This is a genomic window from Nitritalea sp., assembly GCF_054166705.1.
This window is the reverse complement of sequence record NZ_JBSZCV010000019.1, coordinates 50132-71001: the sequence shown is the minus strand read 5'-3', so window position 1 is coordinate 71001 and position 20870 is coordinate 50132. Positions and strand designations below refer to the sequence as shown.

At 50.8% G+C, this 20870-nt stretch carries 16 protein-coding genes; 9 read left to right on the top strand and 7 right to left on the bottom strand.

The genetic code is table 11. The features are described 5' to 3' along the window. The first annotated feature begins 1 nt into the window (after position 1). The 4 genes from ACXIT9_RS13410 to ACXIT9_RS13395 all read left to right on the top strand — a co-directional run bounded on the left by ACXIT9_RS13410 (position 2) and on the right by ACXIT9_RS13395 (position 4196). Complete coding sequence (locus tag ACXIT9_RS13410) at positions 2-1462, top strand: cellulose synthase family protein (protein WP_458056752.1); 1461 nt, start codon at positions 2-4, stop codon at positions 1460-1462. Positions 1463-1534: 72 nt separating this feature from the next. Further along, complete coding sequence (locus ACXIT9_RS13405; protein WP_458056751.1) at positions 1535-2227, top strand: glycosyltransferase family 2 protein; 693 nt, start codon at positions 1535-1537, stop codon at positions 2225-2227. 110 nt (positions 2228-2337) lie between these two features. Then, positions 2338-2688, top strand: a complete 351-nt coding sequence (locus tag ACXIT9_RS13400; protein WP_458056750.1) for a hypothetical protein — start codon at positions 2338-2340, stop codon at positions 2686-2688. 86 nt (positions 2689-2774) lie between these two features. Next, positions 2775-4196, top strand: a complete 1422-nt coding sequence (locus ACXIT9_RS13395) for an SLC13 family permease (protein ID WP_458056749.1) — start codon at positions 2775-2777, stop codon at positions 4194-4196. Positions 4197-4272: 76 nt separating this feature from the next. Here the strand turns inward: ACXIT9_RS13395 and ACXIT9_RS13390 are convergent, their stop codons facing one another. The 7 genes from ACXIT9_RS13390 to tilS form a co-directional block, all read right to left on the bottom strand. Beyond that, complete coding sequence (locus ACXIT9_RS13390) at positions 4273-5955, bottom strand: mechanosensitive ion channel family protein (protein WP_458056748.1); 1683 nt, start codon at positions 5953-5955, stop codon at positions 4273-4275. A 73-nt stretch (positions 5956-6028) separates the two neighbouring features. Further along, entirely contained in the window at positions 6029-8101 is a 2073-nt protein-coding gene (locus ACXIT9_RS13385; protein ID WP_458056747.1) for an LruC domain-containing protein, read from the bottom strand. Positions 8102-8229: 128 nt separating this feature from the next. Further along, positions 8230-10293 (bottom strand): LruC domain-containing protein, encoded by a 2064-nt coding sequence (locus ACXIT9_RS13380; protein ID WP_458056746.1) that lies wholly within the window; start codon positions 10291-10293, stop codon positions 8230-8232. Positions 10294-10438: 145 nt separating this feature from the next. Next, the gene (locus ACXIT9_RS13375; RefSeq protein ID WP_458056745.1) at positions 10439-11122 is read right to left on the bottom strand and encodes a LytR/AlgR family response regulator transcription factor; all 684 of its coding nucleotides are present in this window, start codon (positions 11120-11122) and stop codon (positions 10439-10441) included. Then, positions 11122-13833, bottom strand: coding sequence for a hypothetical protein (locus tag ACXIT9_RS13370; protein ID WP_458056744.1), 2712 nt, complete (start codon positions 13831-13833; stop codon positions 11122-11124). Before ACXIT9_RS13370 ends, ACXIT9_RS13375 begins: the two co-directional genes overlap by 1 nt. A gap of 27 nt (positions 13834-13860) precedes the next feature. Further along, on the bottom strand, positions 13861-14385 hold the full coding sequence (locus ACXIT9_RS13365) for a Crp/Fnr family transcriptional regulator (RefSeq protein ID WP_458056743.1): 525 nt from the start codon (positions 14383-14385) through the stop codon (positions 13861-13863). Beyond that, positions 14357-15727: a tRNA lysidine(34) synthetase TilS gene (gene tilS / locus ACXIT9_RS13360; protein WP_458056742.1), complete on the bottom strand. Its 1371-nt coding sequence runs from the start codon at positions 15725-15727 to the stop codon at positions 14357-14359. The genes ACXIT9_RS13365 and tilS overlap by 29 nt, the downstream gene beginning before the upstream one ends. 38 nt (positions 15728-15765) lie before the next feature. Between tilS and ACXIT9_RS13355 the strand changes: the two genes are divergently transcribed. The 5 genes from ACXIT9_RS13355 to coaBC all read left to right on the top strand — a co-directional run bounded on the left by ACXIT9_RS13355 (position 15766) and on the right by coaBC (position 20860). Next, entirely contained in the window at positions 15766-17412 is a 1647-nt protein-coding gene (locus ACXIT9_RS13355; RefSeq protein WP_458056741.1) for an OstA-like protein, read from the top strand. Between the two features lie 160 nt (positions 17413-17572). Next, on the top strand, positions 17573-18289 hold the full coding sequence (locus ACXIT9_RS13350; protein WP_458056740.1) for a T9SS type A sorting domain-containing protein: 717 nt from the start codon (positions 17573-17575) through the stop codon (positions 18287-18289). A 57-nt stretch (positions 18290-18346) separates the two neighbouring features. Then, on the top strand, positions 18347-19303 hold the full coding sequence (locus ACXIT9_RS13345; protein WP_458056739.1) for an outer membrane protein assembly factor BamD: 957 nt from the start codon (positions 18347-18349) through the stop codon (positions 19301-19303). A gap of 8 nt (positions 19304-19311) precedes the next feature. Next, the gene (locus ACXIT9_RS13340) at positions 19312-19632 is read left to right on the top strand and encodes a DNA-directed RNA polymerase subunit omega (protein WP_009055441.1); all 321 of its coding nucleotides are present in this window, start codon (positions 19312-19314) and stop codon (positions 19630-19632) included. Between the two features lies 1 nt (position 19633). Then, the gene (coaBC, locus tag ACXIT9_RS13335) at positions 19634-20860 is read left to right on the top strand and encodes a bifunctional phosphopantothenoylcysteine decarboxylase/phosphopantothenate--cysteine ligase CoaBC (RefSeq protein WP_458056738.1); all 1227 of its coding nucleotides are present in this window, start codon (positions 19634-19636) and stop codon (positions 20858-20860) included. Positions 20861-20870 lie beyond the last annotated feature (10 nt).

Below are 20870 nucleotides of genomic sequence, written 5' to 3'. Positions count from 1 at the left end.
CATGTTGCTCCTTTATATAGCCCTAGCGATCTACCTCTTGGCGATGAGCTTTGTGGCTTTTTACAGTCTGGCGCAGGCACACCTGCTGGGGCAGTTTTTTCGCTTCCGCCGTGGCTTCCGAGCGCCGGCAGCTTTGGCCGATGAGGCCCTCCCTACGGTCACCCTGCAGCTCCCGCTCTATAACGAGCGCTACGTGGTGCAGCGCCTGATGGCTGCAGTAGCAAGGCTGGATTATCCGCGGGAAAAGCTGGAGATTCAGCTCCTCGACGACAGCACGGACGATACGGGCGAACTCCTGCGTGAAGAGATGCGGCGCTATCCGGACGTACGCTTTCGTTATCTGCACCGAGAAAATCGAGTAGGCTTTAAGGCCGGGGCCCTGAAGGAAGGGCTGGCGCAAGCGGAGGGCGACCTGATCGCCATTTTCGATGCCGACTTCGTACCGGAGCCGGATTTTCTCCGCCGGATGGTACCCCATTTTCAGGATCCGGAGGTGGGCTTGGTCCAAAGCCGATGGACGCACCTAAACGAACATTACTCGCTTTTTACCCGTCTGCAGGCACTGGCGCTGGACACCCACTTTATGGTCGAACAGATGGGCCGAAATCAGGCCGGCGCCTTTATCAACTTTAACGGCACGGGGGGTGTCTGGCGCAAAGCCTGCATCTTGGATGCCGGCAACTGGGAGGCAGACACCCTCACGGAGGACTTGGACCTAAGCTATCGGGCGCAGCAGCGAGGCTGGCGTTTCGTGTACCGCCCCGACGTTCCTGCTCCTGCAGAACTCCCTCCGGTAATGGCCGCTATCAAGTCCCAACAGTTTCGCTGGACGAAGGGTGGCGCAGAGTGTGCGCGTAAGCATTTGCGAAATGTCTGGCAAAGCCCCGCACCACTGCTGACCAAGGTCCACGCTACGGCACACCTGTTGAATGCGGCCATCTTCATCGCCGTCCTGCTCACCGCCCTAAGCAGCATCCCCCTCTGGTGGGGCTTTTATGCGGGGCACATCCCCTTCGATCTGTATGCAGCGGCACTTTTCTTCCTGCTAGGCTTCGTGCTTATCGCGGCCGTCTATGCGGTGGCCAACTTTACGCTTAGTCCGAAAACCCCGGGAAGCCTGCTGCGCTTTTTCTACGAGCTTCCGCTGTTCCTTTCCGTCTCCATGGGGCTATCCCTGCACAATGCAGGCGCGGTCTGGGAGGGCCTGAGTGGAAAAAAATCCGCCTTTATCCGTACGCCTAAGTATAACCTAGCGGAGGGGCAGCGTGGGGCCTGGGCCCAAAATGTGTACCACCGCTTTCGCATTCCCCTGAGCACCTACGTGGAATTTGGCCTCTTTTTGGTATTCGGCGGCATGGTGCTGCTCGGCTGGTGGACCGGTACACGCGAGCTATTGCTCTTCCACGGCATGCTCTGCTTAGGCTTCGGTCTGGTCAGCATCGCCTCCTTCCGAAGCACCTAGCCCTGCCTCTACCTGAAATGAAAACTTTTTAGGTAGTCGCCACAAACTTGAACCCAAACGAAACCCCTATACATGCGAATAGACGTCCTAATCCCTGCTTATAACGAAGAAAATGCTGTCGGCCATGTGGTGCGGGCGCTGCCCAAAGATCTGGTGCGCCATGTTTTAGTTGTCAACAATGCTTCCCGCGACCGCACAAGGCAGGTAGCGGAGGAAGCGGGCGCCTTGGTGCTGGACGAGCCCCAAAAAGGCTATGGCAGAGCCTGCCTGAGTGGCATTGCTTATTTGCGCCAGCTGGAAAGCCCTCCCGACATCTTAGTCTTCATCGATGCAGACTTCAGCGACTACCCAGAGGAACTACCGCTGGTGGTGGCGCCCCTTCTGGATGGCAAAGCACGCATGGTTATCGGTTCCCGAGCCTTGGGCCGCCGTGAAAAAGGGAGCATGACCCTCCCCCAGCGCTTTGGCAACAAGCTCGCCACCTACTTGCTGCGCCGTGTATACGGTGCGAAATACACCGATTTAGGACCCTTTCGGGCGATCTTTTTTCAAGACCTCCTGGACTTGAATATGGTAGATGAGAATTTCGGATGGACCATCGAGATGCAAATTAAAGCATATCAGCAGGGGATGCGCCATGTGGAGGTGCCGGTGAACTACAAAAAACGGATCGGGGTCTCCAAAGTAAGTGGCACCGTCTCGGGTGTTATCGGGGCAGGTTATAAGATTTTATACACCTTATTTAAATACCGCCCCAAAAAATAAAGAATGCAGGCGAAAACCATTTTTCCGCCTGCATGTAATCGAAAAATCAGTAAGCTTCATCGAAAAAAAATGCGTTAGCTTTCGAGAGCAACTAACTTTACCCGTGTATCATGAAAAAGGAACCGATGTACGACTTTGGCTACCTACGAGAAATTACCGACCACGATCAGGAGTTGATGCAGCAGGTGGTGGACGAATTTTTACTGCTATGTGAGGAAAGCACTCATGCCTTCAGCCACGCGAGTAGCGCACAAGACCCCGCGATGCTCTATACCTTTGCCCATAAAATCAAACCGAACCTGGTGATGCTAGGGGTTCCGAAATCACTGGTGCAGGAGGTGGTATACCTAGAGGCTTCCGGCAAAGGAGCCACTTGGACAGAAGAACTTCAAACACGAATCGAACAGGTGGTCAGTCTCTTGCATGTCCTGAGACGGGAGCTAGCTGCTGCTACACTTTGAATGAGATACCTCTCGTTTTTCCCTATCACATTAGGTTTATTTTTTAGAGTTCCCTAATTTTAGGCCATTGACCAGCTCTAACCACAATGGCCTATAACGACTCTCGACTCGCCGCAGCCCGACTGTACCGTCGCCTGCGTTTAAATTGGATTTTTACCACTTCGACCTTTGCAGGCAATTTCCTTTTAGCCCTATTTATCACGTATTTTTTCCGGCAGCTCGGCTACGATGACGGCGTAAATTACGTCTTTTTTATGGCCCTGCTGGCGATTGGCCTCTGGGTAACCGAGGCGATTCCCCCTTTTGCGGTCGGCATCTTTCTTATCGCGGGGCTGCTGGTAGGCTTCAGCACAGATTTTATCCTCGATGGCTTTTACACGCCGGTAGATGTTTATCTGGGGACCTGGACCAGTAACGTCATCTGGCTCCTTTTGGGCGGATTTTTCCTGGCCGAAGCTATGAGCATTGTCTACTTGGATCGCAAGTTATACCAGTTTACCGTCCGGCGCTTCGGCGCCAAACCTGACCGGCTACTTCTGGGCCTCATGCTCACCACCGCCGTCGGCAGCATGGTCATGTCGAACACCGCCACCACCGCCATGATGATTTCTTCGATTTTACCTTTGGCCAGAGGCCTGGGCAAGAAACATCCTTACACCATTGCCTTACTTATCGGCATCCCGGCGGCAGCCACACTGGGCGGGATGGGCACCATCATCGGGAGCACACCCAATGCCATCGCAGTGGGTGCCCTGCAGGAGCGAGGCATCAGCATCACTTTCGTCGAATGGATGGCCTTCGGGCTACCCACAGGCATGCTGAGCGTGTACTTCTTCTGGCGCTTTTTAGTGTGGAAATTTGGGCTTAAACAGCTGGAAGTTGCCCTCGGAAGCCTACAAGAGGAAAGCCGTGAGGTGAGCCGTTTCGAGGTAAATGCCGTGCTTTTCACCCTCATCGTGACAGTGAGCATGTGGCTAACGGAGCCCCTACATGGCATTCCCGTGGCGGCCACCTCCGCGGTCCCGATCGTTTTACTCACCCTCTTTCAAGTCATCAAAGCCGAACATGTTCGCCGCCTTCCCTGGGATACCCTAATGCTGGTGGCGGGGGGTCTGGCACTGGGCATCGCCATGGTGGATGTGGGCTTAACTACGATCATTATGGAGGAACTGGACAAATTATCTATCCCGATTTTTGGGGTCGTGATTGTCTTCAGCCTACTGAGCGTATTGATTTCAAATGTGATGAGTAATACCGCCGCGGCGGCCATCCTGGTGCCGCTGGGGCTGTCCTTACCGGGGAGTTTCGGCGTAGCCGTACCCCTGATCGTAGCGCTGAGCTGCAGCTGTGCGCTCCTGCTGCCCGTCTCCACCCCTTCGAATGCCATTGCCTTCGCTACGGGAATGGTCGAGCAGAAGTCCTTTCGCTCCGGAGGCTTCCTCATGATCCTGCTTGGCCCACTTTTGGCCATCGCCGCCGTACTCCTATGGGCGTGGATATTCATGTAAACAAGCGCGGAGTACCTCTGCCGAGCGGAAAGGATTGCTCCACTTGTTCCTTATGCCTACAGGGCTCCGCGAAATCCTAATTTCGAGGGTCTCCGTTGGGCTCCCGCCCAAAGAAGCGAGCCGTGGCCTCTTGATAGTCTTTCGCGCTCTGTGCATACTCGGGCACCAGCGTCTTCTTCTCCGGAAAAGACTCCATGTGCAAGGTCTGCGTTGGAAACGCAAAACGTACGCCCAGGTGATTGGCTAGTCGTACCACTTGAATTAGCACCTCATGCCGGGCGCGCAGCTCCTCCCCCCAAGTGGGCACCTGAAAGAAGATATAGAACATGATGTCCTGACTATAGGCATTCAGGTCATTAAAATATACGTGATAATTATCCTTCCAGGTATCCGGATGCTGGCGGACGATCTCACGCAGGCCCTGCACGAATTCTTCGATCAGCTCTGGCGGAGTGTCATAGGTAATGGTCAGTTTCGTATAAAAACGGCGGTAGCGACGCAGGCCATGATTATCGATGGTAGCATCGGCGATTTTGCCATTCGGGATGTAGACCAGGGAATTACGGAAGGTACGCACACGGGTACTGCGGAAGCCTACCTCTTCTACAGTGCCATCCACATCGCCAGAGGTAATCCAGTCCCCCACCTGAAAGGGCTTATCAATAAAGATCATCACTGAGCCGAAGAAGTTCTTAATAGTATCTTGCGCGGCGAGCGCAAAGGCCAAACCACCGATGGAGAGTCCCGTCAAAAAGGGAACGATATCTACGCGCAAGCCCTGCTTGAGGATAAACAGCGTACCTACCAGCACCACGAAAGCCTTTAGGGTTTTGCGCAGCAGGGGCACCAGCTGATCATCCAGGGTAGAGGCTGTCTTTTCGGCTAGGCGCTGAAAATAAGCCGAGACGATGTCCACGATCTTATAAAAGACCACGGTGATAATAAAGGGTTTCGCAGCATTTAAAATTAAAATCAACCAAGACAGCACCTCGATCGGTAGCTGCAGCACGCGAATGAAGAGCAAGGTCAGCTCGACGATGATGTAGATGCTGATGACACGCGCCACCGGAAGCAGGTATTTTTCGGCTATATTCCCATACCCAAAGTACTGAAGGGTGTAAAGAAAGCCTCTGTCTAAGACGACCGTCATGATTTTATGCGCCAGAAAAAGGAGTAAAATCAAGCCAAAAAGTCCCACCAGCTGCCAAAGGTGCAAGCCAAAATAACTGTCCGTACCGATTTCAGGTAGGAGGTTCAACAGGCGGTCTGTGCCGAAAGGAAAGGTCTCCTTATGCAGGTCTGGAATACGATTTACAGTAAAAGAACTAAACTGCCAGCGATCCTCTTTCAGTTCCAGATAGACGAGCGGGAGTATTTGAGCATTAAAAAAGTAGCGGGGCTGGTTGCCCTGATTTTCTTCTTGGAAGTCCACCTCGCGGGGTACTTCCTGCAAGCGTACGAGCACTCCGTTTCCATCGAAAATTTGTTTCAGCTTAAGCACTAAATCCAGGCGCTGCGCCTCGGACATGCCGCTATAACCGCGCAAAGTGCGGGCGGCGAGGTCGGGGTTAAAATTATCCTCGCGGAGGTTATAAAAAAAAGTCAGCGCAGTCGTATAAGGAGAGCTGAGGTTGACATAGCCCTCTTCGTCGTTTATTTCGATGATTTCATCCCCTACGATGAGCTGTGCCTGTGTAGCTTGTAGTCCAAAAAAGAAAAAGAGCAGGAGTCCCACAAGCTGGGTCAGCGTCCTATGCATAGCACTTTATTTTTTAGTTCTCTGCAAAAATACGCAAAAATATGGAGCTCCTGCCCCCCCTGATCCGAAAACCTCAGGGTCTTGAGAAAATCAGGCTGTTGTTGATGTTTTGTTTAAACCAATTTTGGTTTTCATTTCCTCCCGAGCGCGCCCAGGCGGGGAAATCCCGGTAGGCCTCTGTCAGATCTGCATTTTCTATTAGATGCGGCACGAAAGCGGGCACATTGATGGCCCAGTTTAGGCCTGAGCGACTAAGGAAAAAGCGCTGCGCGGAGAAGCTCGAGTTATCATCTCCCCTTCCGAACAGGTTTCTGTTGAACTTATCCGTAGGCTCCTGCCCCGGCAGGTGAATTTCATGGCTGCGGTCGCTACGGCGGAACGTGTAGGGGTTATAGGGGGCGCTGCCCAAAACAGCTCGGCTGACGGGCTCTTCGAAGAGGATGTCCACCGTAAAGGCTTGTTCCTCCACGGGGGGCTGACCGGGCAGCACATTCGAAAATTCCGGCATGACTGCATTCGCATCCTCGAAGAAAATAACGTTAGCCAGACGCTGTCCTGCCTCTGCACCTGTGGGAAGTAGGCTGGTGATCTCCCCTACTTGGCCCGCTCCAGTGACGCTGCGGACATTTGCCGTAGGCGTCTGAAACTGAATCCCAAAGCCCGTGCGGAAACCAGCTCCTGTAGCACGGATGCGCAAGTGAAAGCGAACTCGGCTGATGCGCTGGTTGGCGTCTAGATGTTCTTCTACGCGATAGCCCAGCACGAGGTCATTCATATCATAATCCCCAAAAAAGGGCCATAAATCCTCAAACATCAGCGTGGCTTCTCCCTCTTCCGAGGGGTAGTAGCTGCGGAAAGCACGCTCGGGGTCGTTCGGAAAATCGTCAGTAAAGTCCGGCACCCCATCGCCATCGCTATCCGAGGCACCATCTCCTAGAAGCGACAGCCCACTACGCTGCAGGGCAGTGGGAGAGCCTGCGGAAATTTGGAAAATGTTATCATTAAAATCGTGATCGCTCTGATTACTGTCGCGGCGGGTTTCTTCCCAGGCCAGCAAGGCAGACTGGCTGGCGATATCGTAAAGAAATAAGCCCTGATCACGTAAGGCGGGATTCGTAATAAAGGTATTCAACTGATTTTCGGTAAAAGCAGTGAAGGACCCCACTTCTAGGCCCCGAGCGGCATTTTGCCAAGAATCTGCGATAAAAATAAAGCCCACGCGCGTTCCGGCAGGGAAAATCGCTCCATTCGGGCCTTCCAGTCGCACACGATCACCAGGGCGTAGTATTCCATTATGTACATGTGGAAAGATGATTGTTCTATTCAGCACATCCTGCATCGTCTGTGGGCGATCTCCGGGGCCATAGTAGTAGTAGCCGAGGGCATTTCGGGAGCGATTGCCATTTCCAGTTTTAAGAACGGTCACGAATAGCTCTGTATCTTCCTGCAGGGTCAGCACCCGCTGCCTGTTGGCACCCAGAAGTTCCGGGCTATGCACACGCACATCCCTGCCTTCTGGCAGTGCTGCTGCCACACGGTTTAAGAGGGCCGGCGCGGGAGGAAAACGTCCTAGTAGGTATTCCGGCGTACCATTTGGTCGCCAGGCCCCCAGGGTAAAAAAGCCATTCACCTGCTGCTGGGCTCGCTCATATCCGAGCGTCTGCTTAGCATTCACTTCCGTACCAGAGGTAAGCTCTGAGAGTATGCGCTCATAACGCACGACACCCTGCTGGACGGGCAGGCGAACGAAGCTTTCGACACCGGGAAAGCTGGAGCTCAGCCAGATGCTATCCTGCGTGCTCGGCAGGGCCAGCAGTCCATTAAAGGTACCTCCTTCATTTAGGCGAAATCGGGTGATCAGCTGGCCGCCCGCGTCTGGATCGGCAGTAAAAAGGCTGTACGGGACCCCAGCGGCCGCTTGTTCGGGGCTAAAGCGCACGCGAAACTCTAAGCGCACCTGCTCTTCTGACTGGAAGAGAAAGTTGGGGGGAATCTGTAAGCCTAAAAATCCCGCATCCGGATCGTCGGGACGCTCCACAGAAAGCCCATCATCCGGCGAACAGGCCATAGCTAATCCCAGCCCTAAAAGGACGATGCTGGAGAGAAAGCGATAGATGGGCGTTGTGTTCAGTTTAGGGTAGATCATTTGTATGTATTGCTTTTAGGGTGACTTTTTGCTGTTAAATGAGGCGCTAGGAAGGAAAGGATGTAAACGAAGAAGCCTTTGGGCCTGCGGCCCAAAGTGCATCATTCGTCTATCTTATCCTGAAATCCTTAACGCTTGAATAGAAGCGACTCGGCTATATTCTCGCGGAACCAATTTTGGCGCTCCACGCCTGCTGAACGTACCCATGCTGGAAAATCTTGGTAGACATCCGTCATGTCCACACGTTCTTTCGGATAGCGAACCTCTTGGGGAAGGTGTAGCGCCCAATTCAGATTTGTACGGCTGAGGAAATACTTCCCTGTGGCTGGGTCGCTGTCGTCTGCGGCGGTTTTAAATAGCGCCGTATTAAACAGGTCAGTAGGACGGAAATTCGGAAGGTGAATTTCATGGCTACGGTCATTTGTTCTGAAGATAAACGGACTATAGGGAGCAGCACCGAGGGCTGAGCGATTCACCGCCTGGTTAAAGGTAATTCTTAACTTGATCGTATCAGAGTCTACCACGGGGCGATCGAGGTACACATTCGCCATGGAAGGCATCAGTGTTCGCGTATCGTCGATGGCAATCACCACCGTACCAGACTGACCTGCTTCGGTCCCATTTCCATTGCGCTGAATGCTGTTCGTTGCCAAACGCTGGCCTGTGATGGAGGCCACATTTCCAGGGTTCATGTCGGGCATGAAGAACCCGAAGCCTTTTGGGATGACCCCTCCGGTAGCACGAATCATCAGATCCAGCTCCACATCTTTCACCTGATTTCGAGCATTTAGAATTTCACGGATGCGATATCCCACGACCAGGTCATTCATGTCATAGTCTCCAAAACCAGGCCACAGGTCTTCGTACATCAGCGTGCCAAAGTCCGAACCACTGGGGCCGAAGCTAGTAAATGAGCGTTCAGGATCATCGGGGAACTCGTCCGCATAATCCGGAATACCGTCGCCATCGCGATCCGTCACGTTCGTATCTCCTAATTTAGGATAATTATCTGGGGAAACCGAGGTAATCGGGTTCCAACTGGCATAAAATACGACATCGTTAAAGTCATGGTCGGAACCTTGATTATCACGGCGAATGTCTTCCCAGCCCATGAGCAAGGTTCTATTCACATTATTGTATAAGAAAACCATATGCTCGCGAAGACTTGCCTGAGGAATAAAGGTATTCAAGTTGCGATCTGCATACAAGGTCCAGCGGCCAGTACCAAGCGAGTTCGTGTTCGCAGACCACGCATCTGCTAGCAAGAACCAGCCGATTACTGTCCCGGCTTCGAAAACACCATTATTTGGACCTTGGAGTTTAATTTTATCACCCGTTACGGCTCCACTTCCTGAACTTCGTGTAATGTGAGGAAATAGAATCGTTCTGTTTTTAATGTCGTCAGGAGTTCTCGGCTTATCGTTCTTATTATAGTAATAATAGCCTACAGCATTTCTGTATCCGGCACCTGTATGAACGAAGGTAACCCACACCTCTGCGTCTTCTGTTAGCTCTAATTCACGAGAATAACGCTCATCGAGCAGCTCTGGGGAAGTATTCCGCAGGTCTCTGCTTTCAGGAAGAAAGTGATTAACCCGGTCTAAAAGCTCTTTGGTGATGATATCAGGATTGGTTAAATAATTCGGTCTTCCATTTATGGTCCAGCTGCCCATAGACTGAAAACCAGCAGGTACATTTTCCATCCGCGCAGAAAAAGCCGCCATACGTCCACCTGCTGTAGTCGAGAAAGTTTCACGAGCGGCAGCCAAGACAGCGGCTCCATCATAGCGGTACTGAATGCGCTGCTGCTCCACTTTTACAGGAGCCTGAGGCTCTATCCCGATGTAGTTCGTCTGCAAGTAGTAATCACTCTGAACACGTGGAAGCTCTATTTCTGTATCGACACGCCCCTGCTCATCCGTAGCAAAACGAGCTACCCTACGCGCTCCATCTTCAGACGGATTTCCCTGATACAGCGTATAGATTACTCCATTCAGCGCCTGCTTATCCATAGAAGTAGCTTCTATTTGCACACGTACCGTCTGCGTCGTAGCATAACTAAAATTATCTGGAACTTGCATCGCACGGAAACCTTCCGAGGCGTCTAAGCCAGGAGCTTCCTGTTGCTCTAAAGGAGAGCATGCCGAAAAGGCGATGAGAATAAGACTGAGGAAAAAGAGAAGCTGTTTCATAGGGTATGCAATTCAGGTTTGTGGGATAAAAGTACTTGAAACAAAAAAGAAGGGCTGTTTTTTTCGATAAAGACCCCCTTTTCTTCGATTTAAAGACAGAAAAAGTTCATGCTACAAGAAAAAATAAGCATACAACGCTCAAAGACTACTCCCAATCTTTTAACGCTTTTTTATAGGCGGGACCCAGCGGGACCTCTCTATCCGACAACCATAACGAGCGGGCACCCATTTTCGTGATGGCTTTAGGGTTTACTGCGAAACTTTTATGTACACGAACTAAATAAGGAGCACCTACACTCTCCACAAAAGCCTTTAGCGTGCTGTGGACCACATATTTTTTCTTTTCTGTCTGCACCAACATATAGTCAGAGGCAGCTTCTACGAGGAGTAAATCCTCGGCTGCGATGCGCACTTGCTCTCCATTTACTTTTAACGTGAGCATGAGCCGGTCTGCTTTCACACGCTCACTGTACAAAAGCTTATAACGTGCGCGCGCACGCTCGATCGCCTGCTGAAATTTATAGCGGTCTACGGGCTTGGTAATATAATGTACCGCCTCCTGCTCGAAAGCTTTCAGCGCATACTCATCCTTAGCCGTTACAAAAATCACGAGAGGTTTTTTTTCCAACTTATCCAAAAGCTCAATCCCTGAAATAAGGGGCATTTCCACGTCTAAAAAAAGGAGATCTGCCGTATGATGGGTTAAAAACTCCATAGCTTCGAGGGCATGACTGCAAGAGGCGACCAAGTCCAAGTCTTTCTCTTCGGAGATAAGCTTTTTTAAAATTTCTCTAAAGATGATGTCATCATCGACTATAACGCATTTCATTAAAAAGGTAGTTCGTAGTTATAAAAGGTATCTCCATCCACCACCACTATCTCAAAAAGCCTTCTGGACGAATTGAAAGCTACTGAGAAACCCGTTGATCCCGCTAAAGGCAGCGTGTGCATCATTTCCCCTCGTAGATTGTAAATATATACAAATTCCTGAGTTTTATCTAAAACCGCTAAAATACTTGCTTCCTTACCAAAATTATAAAAACGGAAAGCTACATCTTCCGAATAGCTGGTAATATCGAATAGCTGCTCTTGCTCTTGATCCAGGACCGTGATTTTCCCGAAGGACTGGACGATAAACAAAAAGCGATCCCCGAGGTGATCAGGCAAGAGGGAAAATCGTGCCTCCGCATCGGGCTTGGCCAGCTGGTTGCGGTACGCTACCTCCCCTTTAAAATTCACTTGCACTATCTCTCCCCCTTCAGAAACTGTCGTCAGCCGACTATCCGTGGCCTGACCGCGTAAAACCATGCCATAATCGGTACCTACCACGGCATTTAGGGTCACAGGGCTGCCGACTTGAGGCTCGCCACGCCGGTTAAAGATGTAGACATTACCATCCCGAGTCAGGGCCACCATACGATCCCCCAAACCTGGCACACGATGATGCTGCGGAGCAGTCGCCAGCGGCCCAGAAAGCCGGAGCGGATCCCAACCTTCTAGCAGCTGGCCCTTTTTGTCCATTAAAAAGAGCTCTCCTGAGCTGGTCCCTAAGAAATAGCGGTAATTTTTATTGCGGTCATAATCGACTAGGCTGAGATGGGTAATTTTGCCCTGCCCAGGCAAAGTCAAGGGAAAAGCATCTACGGGGTTCCCTAAACGATCCAACACATGCACGGCCTCTGCTGTCGCAAAAAGCATTTGCAGCTTGCCATTCTGATAATAGTCGATCTGATACACGGGTGTGACCAGCTGCCCTTCGATCTGGTAGGAAAACACCACCTGCTCTTCGTGAATGAGGTGCAGCACATTTTCAGCATCCTGCACCAGATAGTCCACCGAGCGGTCGGTGAAGTTCTGTAGGCGATAGGGCCCTTGCGTTAATGGAGTAGAGAAGCTCAGCCCCCGCTGTAAGATAGCAGCCTGCTGATCGCTCATCGCCTGTGCAGCTGCCATTCCGATCGGAAAGCTAATGCGTGCAAAAGGTTTTCCCGCTATCTCAGCATACTGGCCTTGGAGGGAACTGAAAGCACTGAGTCTACCGCCCTGCTGCTGGAGAAAAGGCCTCCAGCTGGGTAAGGAACGCTGCCCCAGCCCATTCCAAAAGCTCGGCCCATCGAAGTAAAAGGAAAGTCCCGGGCTTTGGCCCAGGCGGGCCCACTGCTCCTGCCCTTTCGCACTATTTTCCCATACCTGCTCCAGCGCTAGGTCATCTAAATAAAGTCGCATGGCCTTACTGCTATTCGTAAACACGAGAAAATCATCCACATGTGTCACGTAGCTATCTTTAAAGCCCTGGAAATTACCGTCTAGCAGATGTGCCGGGAACTCATCCTCTTCGATGTATACGATCAGGCGCTCCCGGTAGCGATCCGTAAATTGATCCTGCTGCCCGGGGCTTTGGCTTTGTACAAAAGCCAACAGCCGCTGCAGCTGCTCCTCTGCCTCACCCGTCTGCAGTAAAAGTACACGGTCGCGCGCCTCCCCTAAGCTCTGCTCCAGCACCATAAACAAGGCGCTGCCCGTTAACTGTTGGAAAAAACCTTTCGACTTCAGCTGCTGTTCGATTTCTGCATCCAGCGTCACCACGCGCTCAAATCGCGGATCACCGAAACCCAAGAGCTGGACAGGATTATCCAGGTCATACTGAAAAACATAACTACTCCGGTTCGACAGGTACTGCGCACTTCGGGAAGCCAGCTCCCCGCTTCCTGAGGCACCGAAGGCCCGCCCCCCGATAACGCGCAGGCTCCCTTCCAGCTCGACCCCTTGCTCACGCAGTAAAACCTGGAAGCTTCCACCCACTTGTCTATTTTTAAGTAAGTCCAGCATGTTTTCCTCTGCACTGTCCACGATGGAGCGGTTTACTATATACAAACCGTCCGCCGTCACCCGCAGCATCGCTAAAGGATCGGAAGGGTCACGGCCACTAAATAGCTCGCTGTAACTAGCCCGAAAGTTGGCCACTGCCTGACCCCGATGCACACGAATCGCCTGCTCGATTAAAAAGGAGGTATAGCTGACCAGCAGCACATTGTCTACCGCTGCGAGAGTAAGGCTAAAGTCGCTCCCCGTCTGCGTGACCTCGTACAGAGGCACGGAGCTGTAGGTCCTGGCTTGCAGGCGCACCCCCTCAGGTAAAATGCGCTCCAGCTGCTGGATGATCCGCTCGGCTTTGCCATCGGCTAGCGCCAAAAGGTACAGGAAGTCAAAACGCTCTTTCCCCACACTATGTAAAGAGACCGTAAAGCGCTGTCCTTTCAGTAGCGCATCCACCTCTCCGGAGCCGCCCAGCAGGGAGTCTAGGGCGAGGAGCTGCTTCCCTGCGGAGCGTATAGCCGGAAGTTCTTCCAAAGTTTCGAAATAAGGCATGCCACTCCATCGGTTCCAGAGCCGGATAGGATCCTGCGTCTCGAGGACAAAGAGCGCATCCGAGGCGATGAAGGCATAGTTGTCCTCTTTTTTCCCATCATACCCGCGATACACCCAAAAAAGGGCCGCGAGCAGCAGGAGGGAAACGATTATATAGCTTATTTTTTTCACGAAAGGAAAATACGATTTAAATCTTGTCTACTGATTGTCCTCATACAGCTGCGAAAGGCTAAAGAAGCCATAAGAGTTTCTGTAAGAAGAAAAGAGAACCTGATTATTTCGGTTATAAAAGGCTGCCAGTGCGGTCATCATCTTGGCTTGAATTTTCGGATGGCTGGCGAAAATTTCCTGAATGGAAAAGTAAGGAATAACGATCAGCTCGGCCTCTTCCGAGTCGACGATAGCACTGTAGACACGCTTGGTATCTGCCAGCAGGGCATTTTCTCCGAAGGCCTCCTGCGCCCGCGCCACACGGATAACTTCCATGTTTTCCTGAATGTCGATATTTAAATTAATCCTCCCCTTTTCGACCAAATAGAGTGCTTGACTCGGATCCCCCCGAAAGAAAACCACCTCCCCCTGCTGATACTTGCGTCGATGAATAGCCGGCAGAAAGCGCGCCATTTCATTCGGGCTCAAGGCCTGAAAAAACGGAATCTTACTGAAGAAATCGAAAATTTCCAGTTCGATAGCCTTAAAACTCTTCGAAAAAGGATTGATCATGAGTATAACGTATGGTCATGTGAAGGCAGCGACGCGCTGCAGCCGGGAGCCGAGTGGCAGCACTTCTGCCTACTCCCGCCACCCACAGCGGAATTTCTTGTGAAATTAGGACTAAAATATGGTTTTTATGTAGCAGTGACAATTTTTTATCGATGAAATAATCACTCAATTTTTTCTGTCCCCGCATGCCGAAAGGCTGCATACGATCGCCTTGCCGCCAGGGGCGCAGCAGGAGGGGCGCTGTCATAGTGTCTGGATCTAACCATACCTGAAAAGGATCCTTCGGGAATTTTTCGGGCACATGGGTATAGGCCCAGTCTAAAAACCCCTTGCCGCCAGGCAAAAGCACCGTGCCCGAACCTTCCTCTGGGAGTGAAAAAGTAAGCGATTCTAAAGGGCGCTGAGCATGGAGATATAGCCTACCACGGTCTATCAACAACTGATACTGTGCATGCGTTACACATTCTTTCGGCTTCTCCTCTCGAATACTTTCAGAAAGCTGGAGCAGCGCTGCGGAGTGAAAGCCTAGCGGCAGTAGCAGCTGGTGCAGGAAGGCGGGCAGGCCTGGACCGAGGGCACGAAGGGCTTCCAGCCCAAAGGACCCGATGCCGAAGGGGTCTATCGTCCACTCCTTTTGAACAAAATATCGCGTCAGGTGCTGCTGCAGCTGCCAGGTGCTCTGGGCATTTTCGGTACTCCGGCTTATGTTAGGGTAGACCTGCGGAAAACGCGCCTCCAGCTGGGGGAACACCACATTGCGCAGATAATTGCGCTGATAGTGGCTATCGGCATTAGAGGCGTCTTCGCGCCAGAGAAGCTGCTGTGCATGTAAAAAAGCGTGCAGCTCCTTTTTCGAAAAGGGCAGAAGTGGTCGCCAGTAGGGGCCCTGCGTGGCACGCATCCCGCCCATCCCTTTAAGGCCTGTCCCCCGCAGCAGCTGGAGCAGCAGGGTTTCCGCCTGATCCTCCTGATGATGGGCCAGTAGGAGCGCCTGCGCCTCGGGATGCTGCTTCAGGATGGATTCGAACCAAGAGTAGCGCACTATACGTGCAGCCTCCTGCGTGCCACCTCCCACTTTTTTTAGCTCCCCAGGCTGACAGCGCTTTACTAAAAGCGGCAGCCGATACCGGCTGGCCAGCTCGCGGACAAAAGCCTCATCCCCATCACTTTGCGCCCCGCGCAACCCGTAATTCACATGTGCCAGTAGCAGGGGAAAGCCCGACAGCCGCATCAGATGCAGCAGCGCGGTGGAGTCCAGTCCCCCACTGATGGCCAGCAAGGTAGGTTTTTTAGGATCAAAACCCGGGAATGTGCGAAGATGGGCCTGAAATTTGTCCAGCATAGCTCAAAACTATTAATTTTGCGGGGACTTCATACGACATGACAAAAATATTTACACCGCTGCTCCTGATTTTAGGGCTTTTTTCCCTGACAGTCCGGGCCCAAAATCAAAATGCCAACTACCTGGACTTTAAGCGAGCCGAACGTGTTCGCGGCGGCGCGGAGGTGGAGCGTTTTTATGGTAATGTGCTCATGATCAACAGGAACACCATCGTGGAATGTGATTCCGCCTTCTTTTTCAAGCGGGAGAATATGGCCAAGCTCTACGGAAACGTGCGCATCACAGACAAAGAAGATCCTATAGTGACGACGGCCGCTTATGCCGAATATGAGGGTGCTTCGCAAATGGCCCGGCTACGCCAAAATGTCGTGATGGACAACGAAGGCACACTGCTTTATACAGATTTTCTTGATTATGACCGCAGCACAGCTACCGCAAATTACTTTAATGGGGGGCGCGTGGTGGATTCCGTGAATGTCTTGACCTCGGAGAAAGCGGTCTATGAAACACAGATCGAGCGCATCACCTTTACCGAACGAGTGGATCTGGTAAACCCAGACTACCACATGAAAACCGAATATCTCATCTACCGTACGATCCCGAAGACAGCCGAGACGCTGGGGCTGACGAATGTGATTTCGGCAGAGGGCAACAGGCTAAACGCGCAGAAAGGGGCTTATTACGAGACTGAAGGGGGTATTTTTCGCTTTTACGATGGTGATGCTGAAACGGAAGATGCCATTATTTTCGGGGAAACCTTATACTACGATGAAAATAGGGGCTATTATGAGGCGCGAGAAGATGTGTCGATTTTATACAAAAAAGACGAAATCGAACTCTTCGGAGACGAGGGTTACCACCTGGAGCTGGAAAAATATAGCCGTATGTACGGCCGTGGGCTGGTACAAAAATACTTGGAGGCGGATACACTCTTCATGATTGCGGATACGCTCATTTATCGAGATGATGAGCTTCCTGCCAACCGGGAGCTTAGCGCCTTTTACAATGCCCGTATTTTTAAAACAGATCTGCAGGGGCGGGGGGATTCGATCGCCTATGTGTTTGCGGATAGCAGCATTCACTTGTATCGCGACCCGGTTTTATGGAGTGACAACAATCAAATTACAGCCGACTCCATTCGGATGCTGATCGTGGATGAGACGATTGAAAGGGCCTTTTTTGATCGGAATGCCTACTTGATCGGAGAGGATACCATCCAAAACTACAATCAGATAAAAGGCCGCAAGATGGTGGCCCATTTCAAGGAGGAGCAGATTCAGCAGCTGGATGTCAATGGGAATGGGGAATCTTTGTATTTCGACTTGCTAGAGGACAATACGCTACGGGGGATGAACTTACTGCTATGTGCGCGCATGATTATTTACTTCGAGGATGGGCAGGTGAACCGCATTAAATCCCTAGTGAAACCCGATGGCACCTTTACGCCACCCCACGAGATCGATGATAAAAAGCGGAAGTTGAAGGATTTCCGCTGGCGAATAGAGGAAAAACCAGACCGGGAGCAGATAGCAGCATGGCGAACGCCAAAAATTAGGCCAAGCGGCAGGCGCAATTTATTCGACCTTCCGGATGCACGCGTTCCGGCACCAGAAGATGAAGAAATCCAAAAATTATTAGACGAAAAGCAGATACAGGAGGGTGAAACTGAAAATCCAGCGCTTTAAAAAATTTAAAAAGGAATGTTAACGTCTCCGCTTAAAAAAAATTTTGCGGAGCTTAACAAAAATTAACCGGAAAATGAGACAAAAGCCAAACCTTCTACGTATTTTTATAGTATAGATTAGCATACAAAATATAAAGATTTGCCTATAGAATAGTATTTACATGAAACACCTTTTACGCATCGTTTTTTTTAGCATCCTGCTTTTCGGGGCACTTCCGGGATTTTCCCAGGTAGTGGTGCTATCTGATGCAGTGGAGTTTAGTGGAAAGATAGGCACTTCTCAGCGGAAGACACTCTTGATTCAAAATGAATCAGATGTCATCAAGCACTACACGCTCAAGTTTTTACGTGGCAATATCGGTTCTTCGCAGCAGCTAAGGCTCTGCATCGGAGAGACTTGTTATAATCCAACGAAAGATTTAGCGAAAGTAAAACTCACACTTCGCCCAGGAGAGCTTTTCACGGAGATGTATTTAGAGTTCGACTTAGGCATAACCGAAACGAAGGGCTATTTTAGCATGCAGTTCGTTAGCACAGAAAATATTCGAGAAATATTCAATATCGAGGCCAGGTATGACGTTTATGATCCGAATGCGGAAGGAAATGCCTTCACGCATCCGGATATTCGCATGGGGAATATTTATCCGAATCCAAGTAATCAAATTGCGACAATCGATTATGAAATGCTTAACCCATCGGTCCAAGCGAGCATAGCGCTGACGAGCTTCATCGGTAACCCTGTAGCCACCTACACCTTAGATCCGATGCGTGAGAGCCTTGTATTAAATACCTCCGATCTAAAGCCGGGTGTGTATTTTTATACGCTTTACGTAAACAACAAAAACATCGTAACGAAGAAGCTTTTCGTAAAGCGCTGATCTAGCACCCTCTTTCCATTTGATAACCAGAATAAATGCCGTATATTTGCGGTTCTTATGATGAAAAGCGTACGCCATATTACCCTGATTTTGTTTACAATAGGACTTCTCGCTTCCTGTGGACAGTTTTACAAGCTAGAAAAAAGTTCAGATTGGGAGGTGCTTTACGATGCCGCTAATATGTACTACGAAAAAGGTGAGTGGAATAAAGCGATTATCTTATACGACAAAGTACTTCCCATCATTCGAGGTTCAGAAAAGGCCGAGCTGGCAGATTTCAACTATGCCTATGCCCACTATCGTATGAAGCGCTATATCGAATCGGCGGGTTATTTCCAAACCTTCTATCAGACCTATAACCGAAGTCCGTTTGCTGAGGAAGCGCTTTTTATGAATGCTTACTCTCTGTATTTGGATGCGCCCGATTATAATTTGGACCAGCGCAGTAGCCGCGATGCAGTAAATGCGATCCAGCTCTTTCTGTCACGTTTCCCCGAGTCGGATTCATTCGAACGCGCGACTGGCATGATCGATGAACTGCAGCGACGCTTCGAAGAAAAAGCCTATCAAGAGGCTTCTCTCTACCTGCGACTTACGGAGGGCTTGTTCCCTGGAGAATTTTACCGCGCCTGCATCATACAATTTCAAAATTTCGCTAAAAATTATCCGGACAGTAAATACAATGAAGAGCTCGCCTATAAGCTTGTGGATGTGGCCTATAACTATGCCGAGCGTAGCCGCTTCGATAAAAAAGAGCAGAGGCTGAATGATGCTTTGGATTTTGCAGGGAACTTTAAGCGTCGCTATCCGAGCAGCCCCTACATCGGTAAAGTAGAAAACTTCGAAAAGAAAAGTCAGGCCGAATTAGTCGCCCATGCCAAACTTAAAAAGGAATATGACGAGCGCATGGCCAAAATCGAAGAAGAGCGTAAGGCGAATGAGGCCCGGGAGACCGTGGATCCCAGTGAAGCGCCCGTTCGCGCAGTAATACCTGAAACTATAAATAACAATTAATCTATATTATGGCGATCAATCCATCTATTGTTACCAGAAACTTATCCAAGATTTCTGAGCAGACCGGAAATGTATACGAATCTATCTACGTGATCGGTCAGCGTGCGCGCCAGATCTCGACTGCTCAGAAAGAAGAGCTAACAAACAAACTTTCTGAATTTGCTTCCTCTGTGGACAACCTGGAAGAGGTTTTTGAGAACAAGGAGCAAATAGAAATCTCTAAGTTCTACGAAAAAATGCCGAAGCCTTCCACGATCGCAATGGAAGAGTTTTTAGAAAAGAAAGTGTTCTTCCGTAAGCCAGAAGGGAATACCGAAGAGAGTTTCTGATATGCTATTAACCGGTAAACGTATTCTCCTAGGAGTCACTGGGGGTATCGCTGCCTATAAGGCGGCATTTCTTACGCGTTTATTGATAAAAGAAGGAGCAGCTGTGCAAGTCATCATGACCACAGCTGCTCTTGACTTTATCACCCCACTGACACTGGCTACCCTCTCGAAGCGGCCAGTCTACCATCACTTTTTTCAGCGAGACACAGGGCAGTGGACCAATCATGTGGAGCTCGGACTATGGGCTGACCTTATGCTCATCGCGCCTTGTAGTGCTCATACCCTGTCGAAACTGGCGAATGGGGCCACAGACAATCTCCTGACGGCCACCTATCTTTCGGCTAAGTGTCCCGTGATGATAGCACCCGCGATGGACTTAGATATGTACGCCCATCCTGCTGTACAGCGTAACATGGATACGCTGCGCAGCTATGGCAATATCCTGCTCGAAGCAGCCTCCGGAGAGCTTGCCAGCGGACTGAGCGGCCCCGGCCGACTGATGGAGCCCGAGGATATTCTCCGCCACATCCAAAACTTTTTTCACACACAAACGCCCAGCTTCCTTTCTGGCCAAAAAGTCCTGCTCACTTCGGGCCCTACACAAGAAGCCATCGACCCGGTACGTTATATTTCCAACCACTCTTCCGGAAAGATGGGCGCTGCACTAGCGGAAGCTCTCCTGGCGAAGGGAGCCGAGGTACATGCCGTCATCGGAAAAGGTGCTGTGCTTCCCCGTCCACATCCCCGGCTTCAGGTGTATCCCGTAAGCAGCGCAGCGGAAATGTTTGCGCAAGCGGAAAGCCTACATCTCGACATGCAGGGCTGTATCTTTACTGCTGCGGTAGCAGATTATGCGCCTGTACATGTGGCAGCAGAAAAAATCAAGAAACAAGGCGCAGAGCTGCAGCTAACCCTCACGAAAACAGTGGACATCGCTGCTACTCTAGGCGCCGCGAAAAAAGAAGGGCAATGGCATGTGGGTTTTGCACTCGAAACCGAAAACGGCCCCGCCCATGCAGAAGAAAAGCGTCTAAAGAAACACTTCGACCTCGTGGTGCTTAACTCCCCGAAGGAGGCAGGTGCCGCTTTTCAGCATGACACGAATAGCGTACAGTTTTTTTCGGCCTCCGGCCAAAGAGGAAGCACAGGGCTGGCACCTAAAATAGAAATCGCTTTTCGGATATTAGAACAACTCGAAAGCGTTTTGCAAGAGCAAAAATCGTCTTAAAATCACCGCA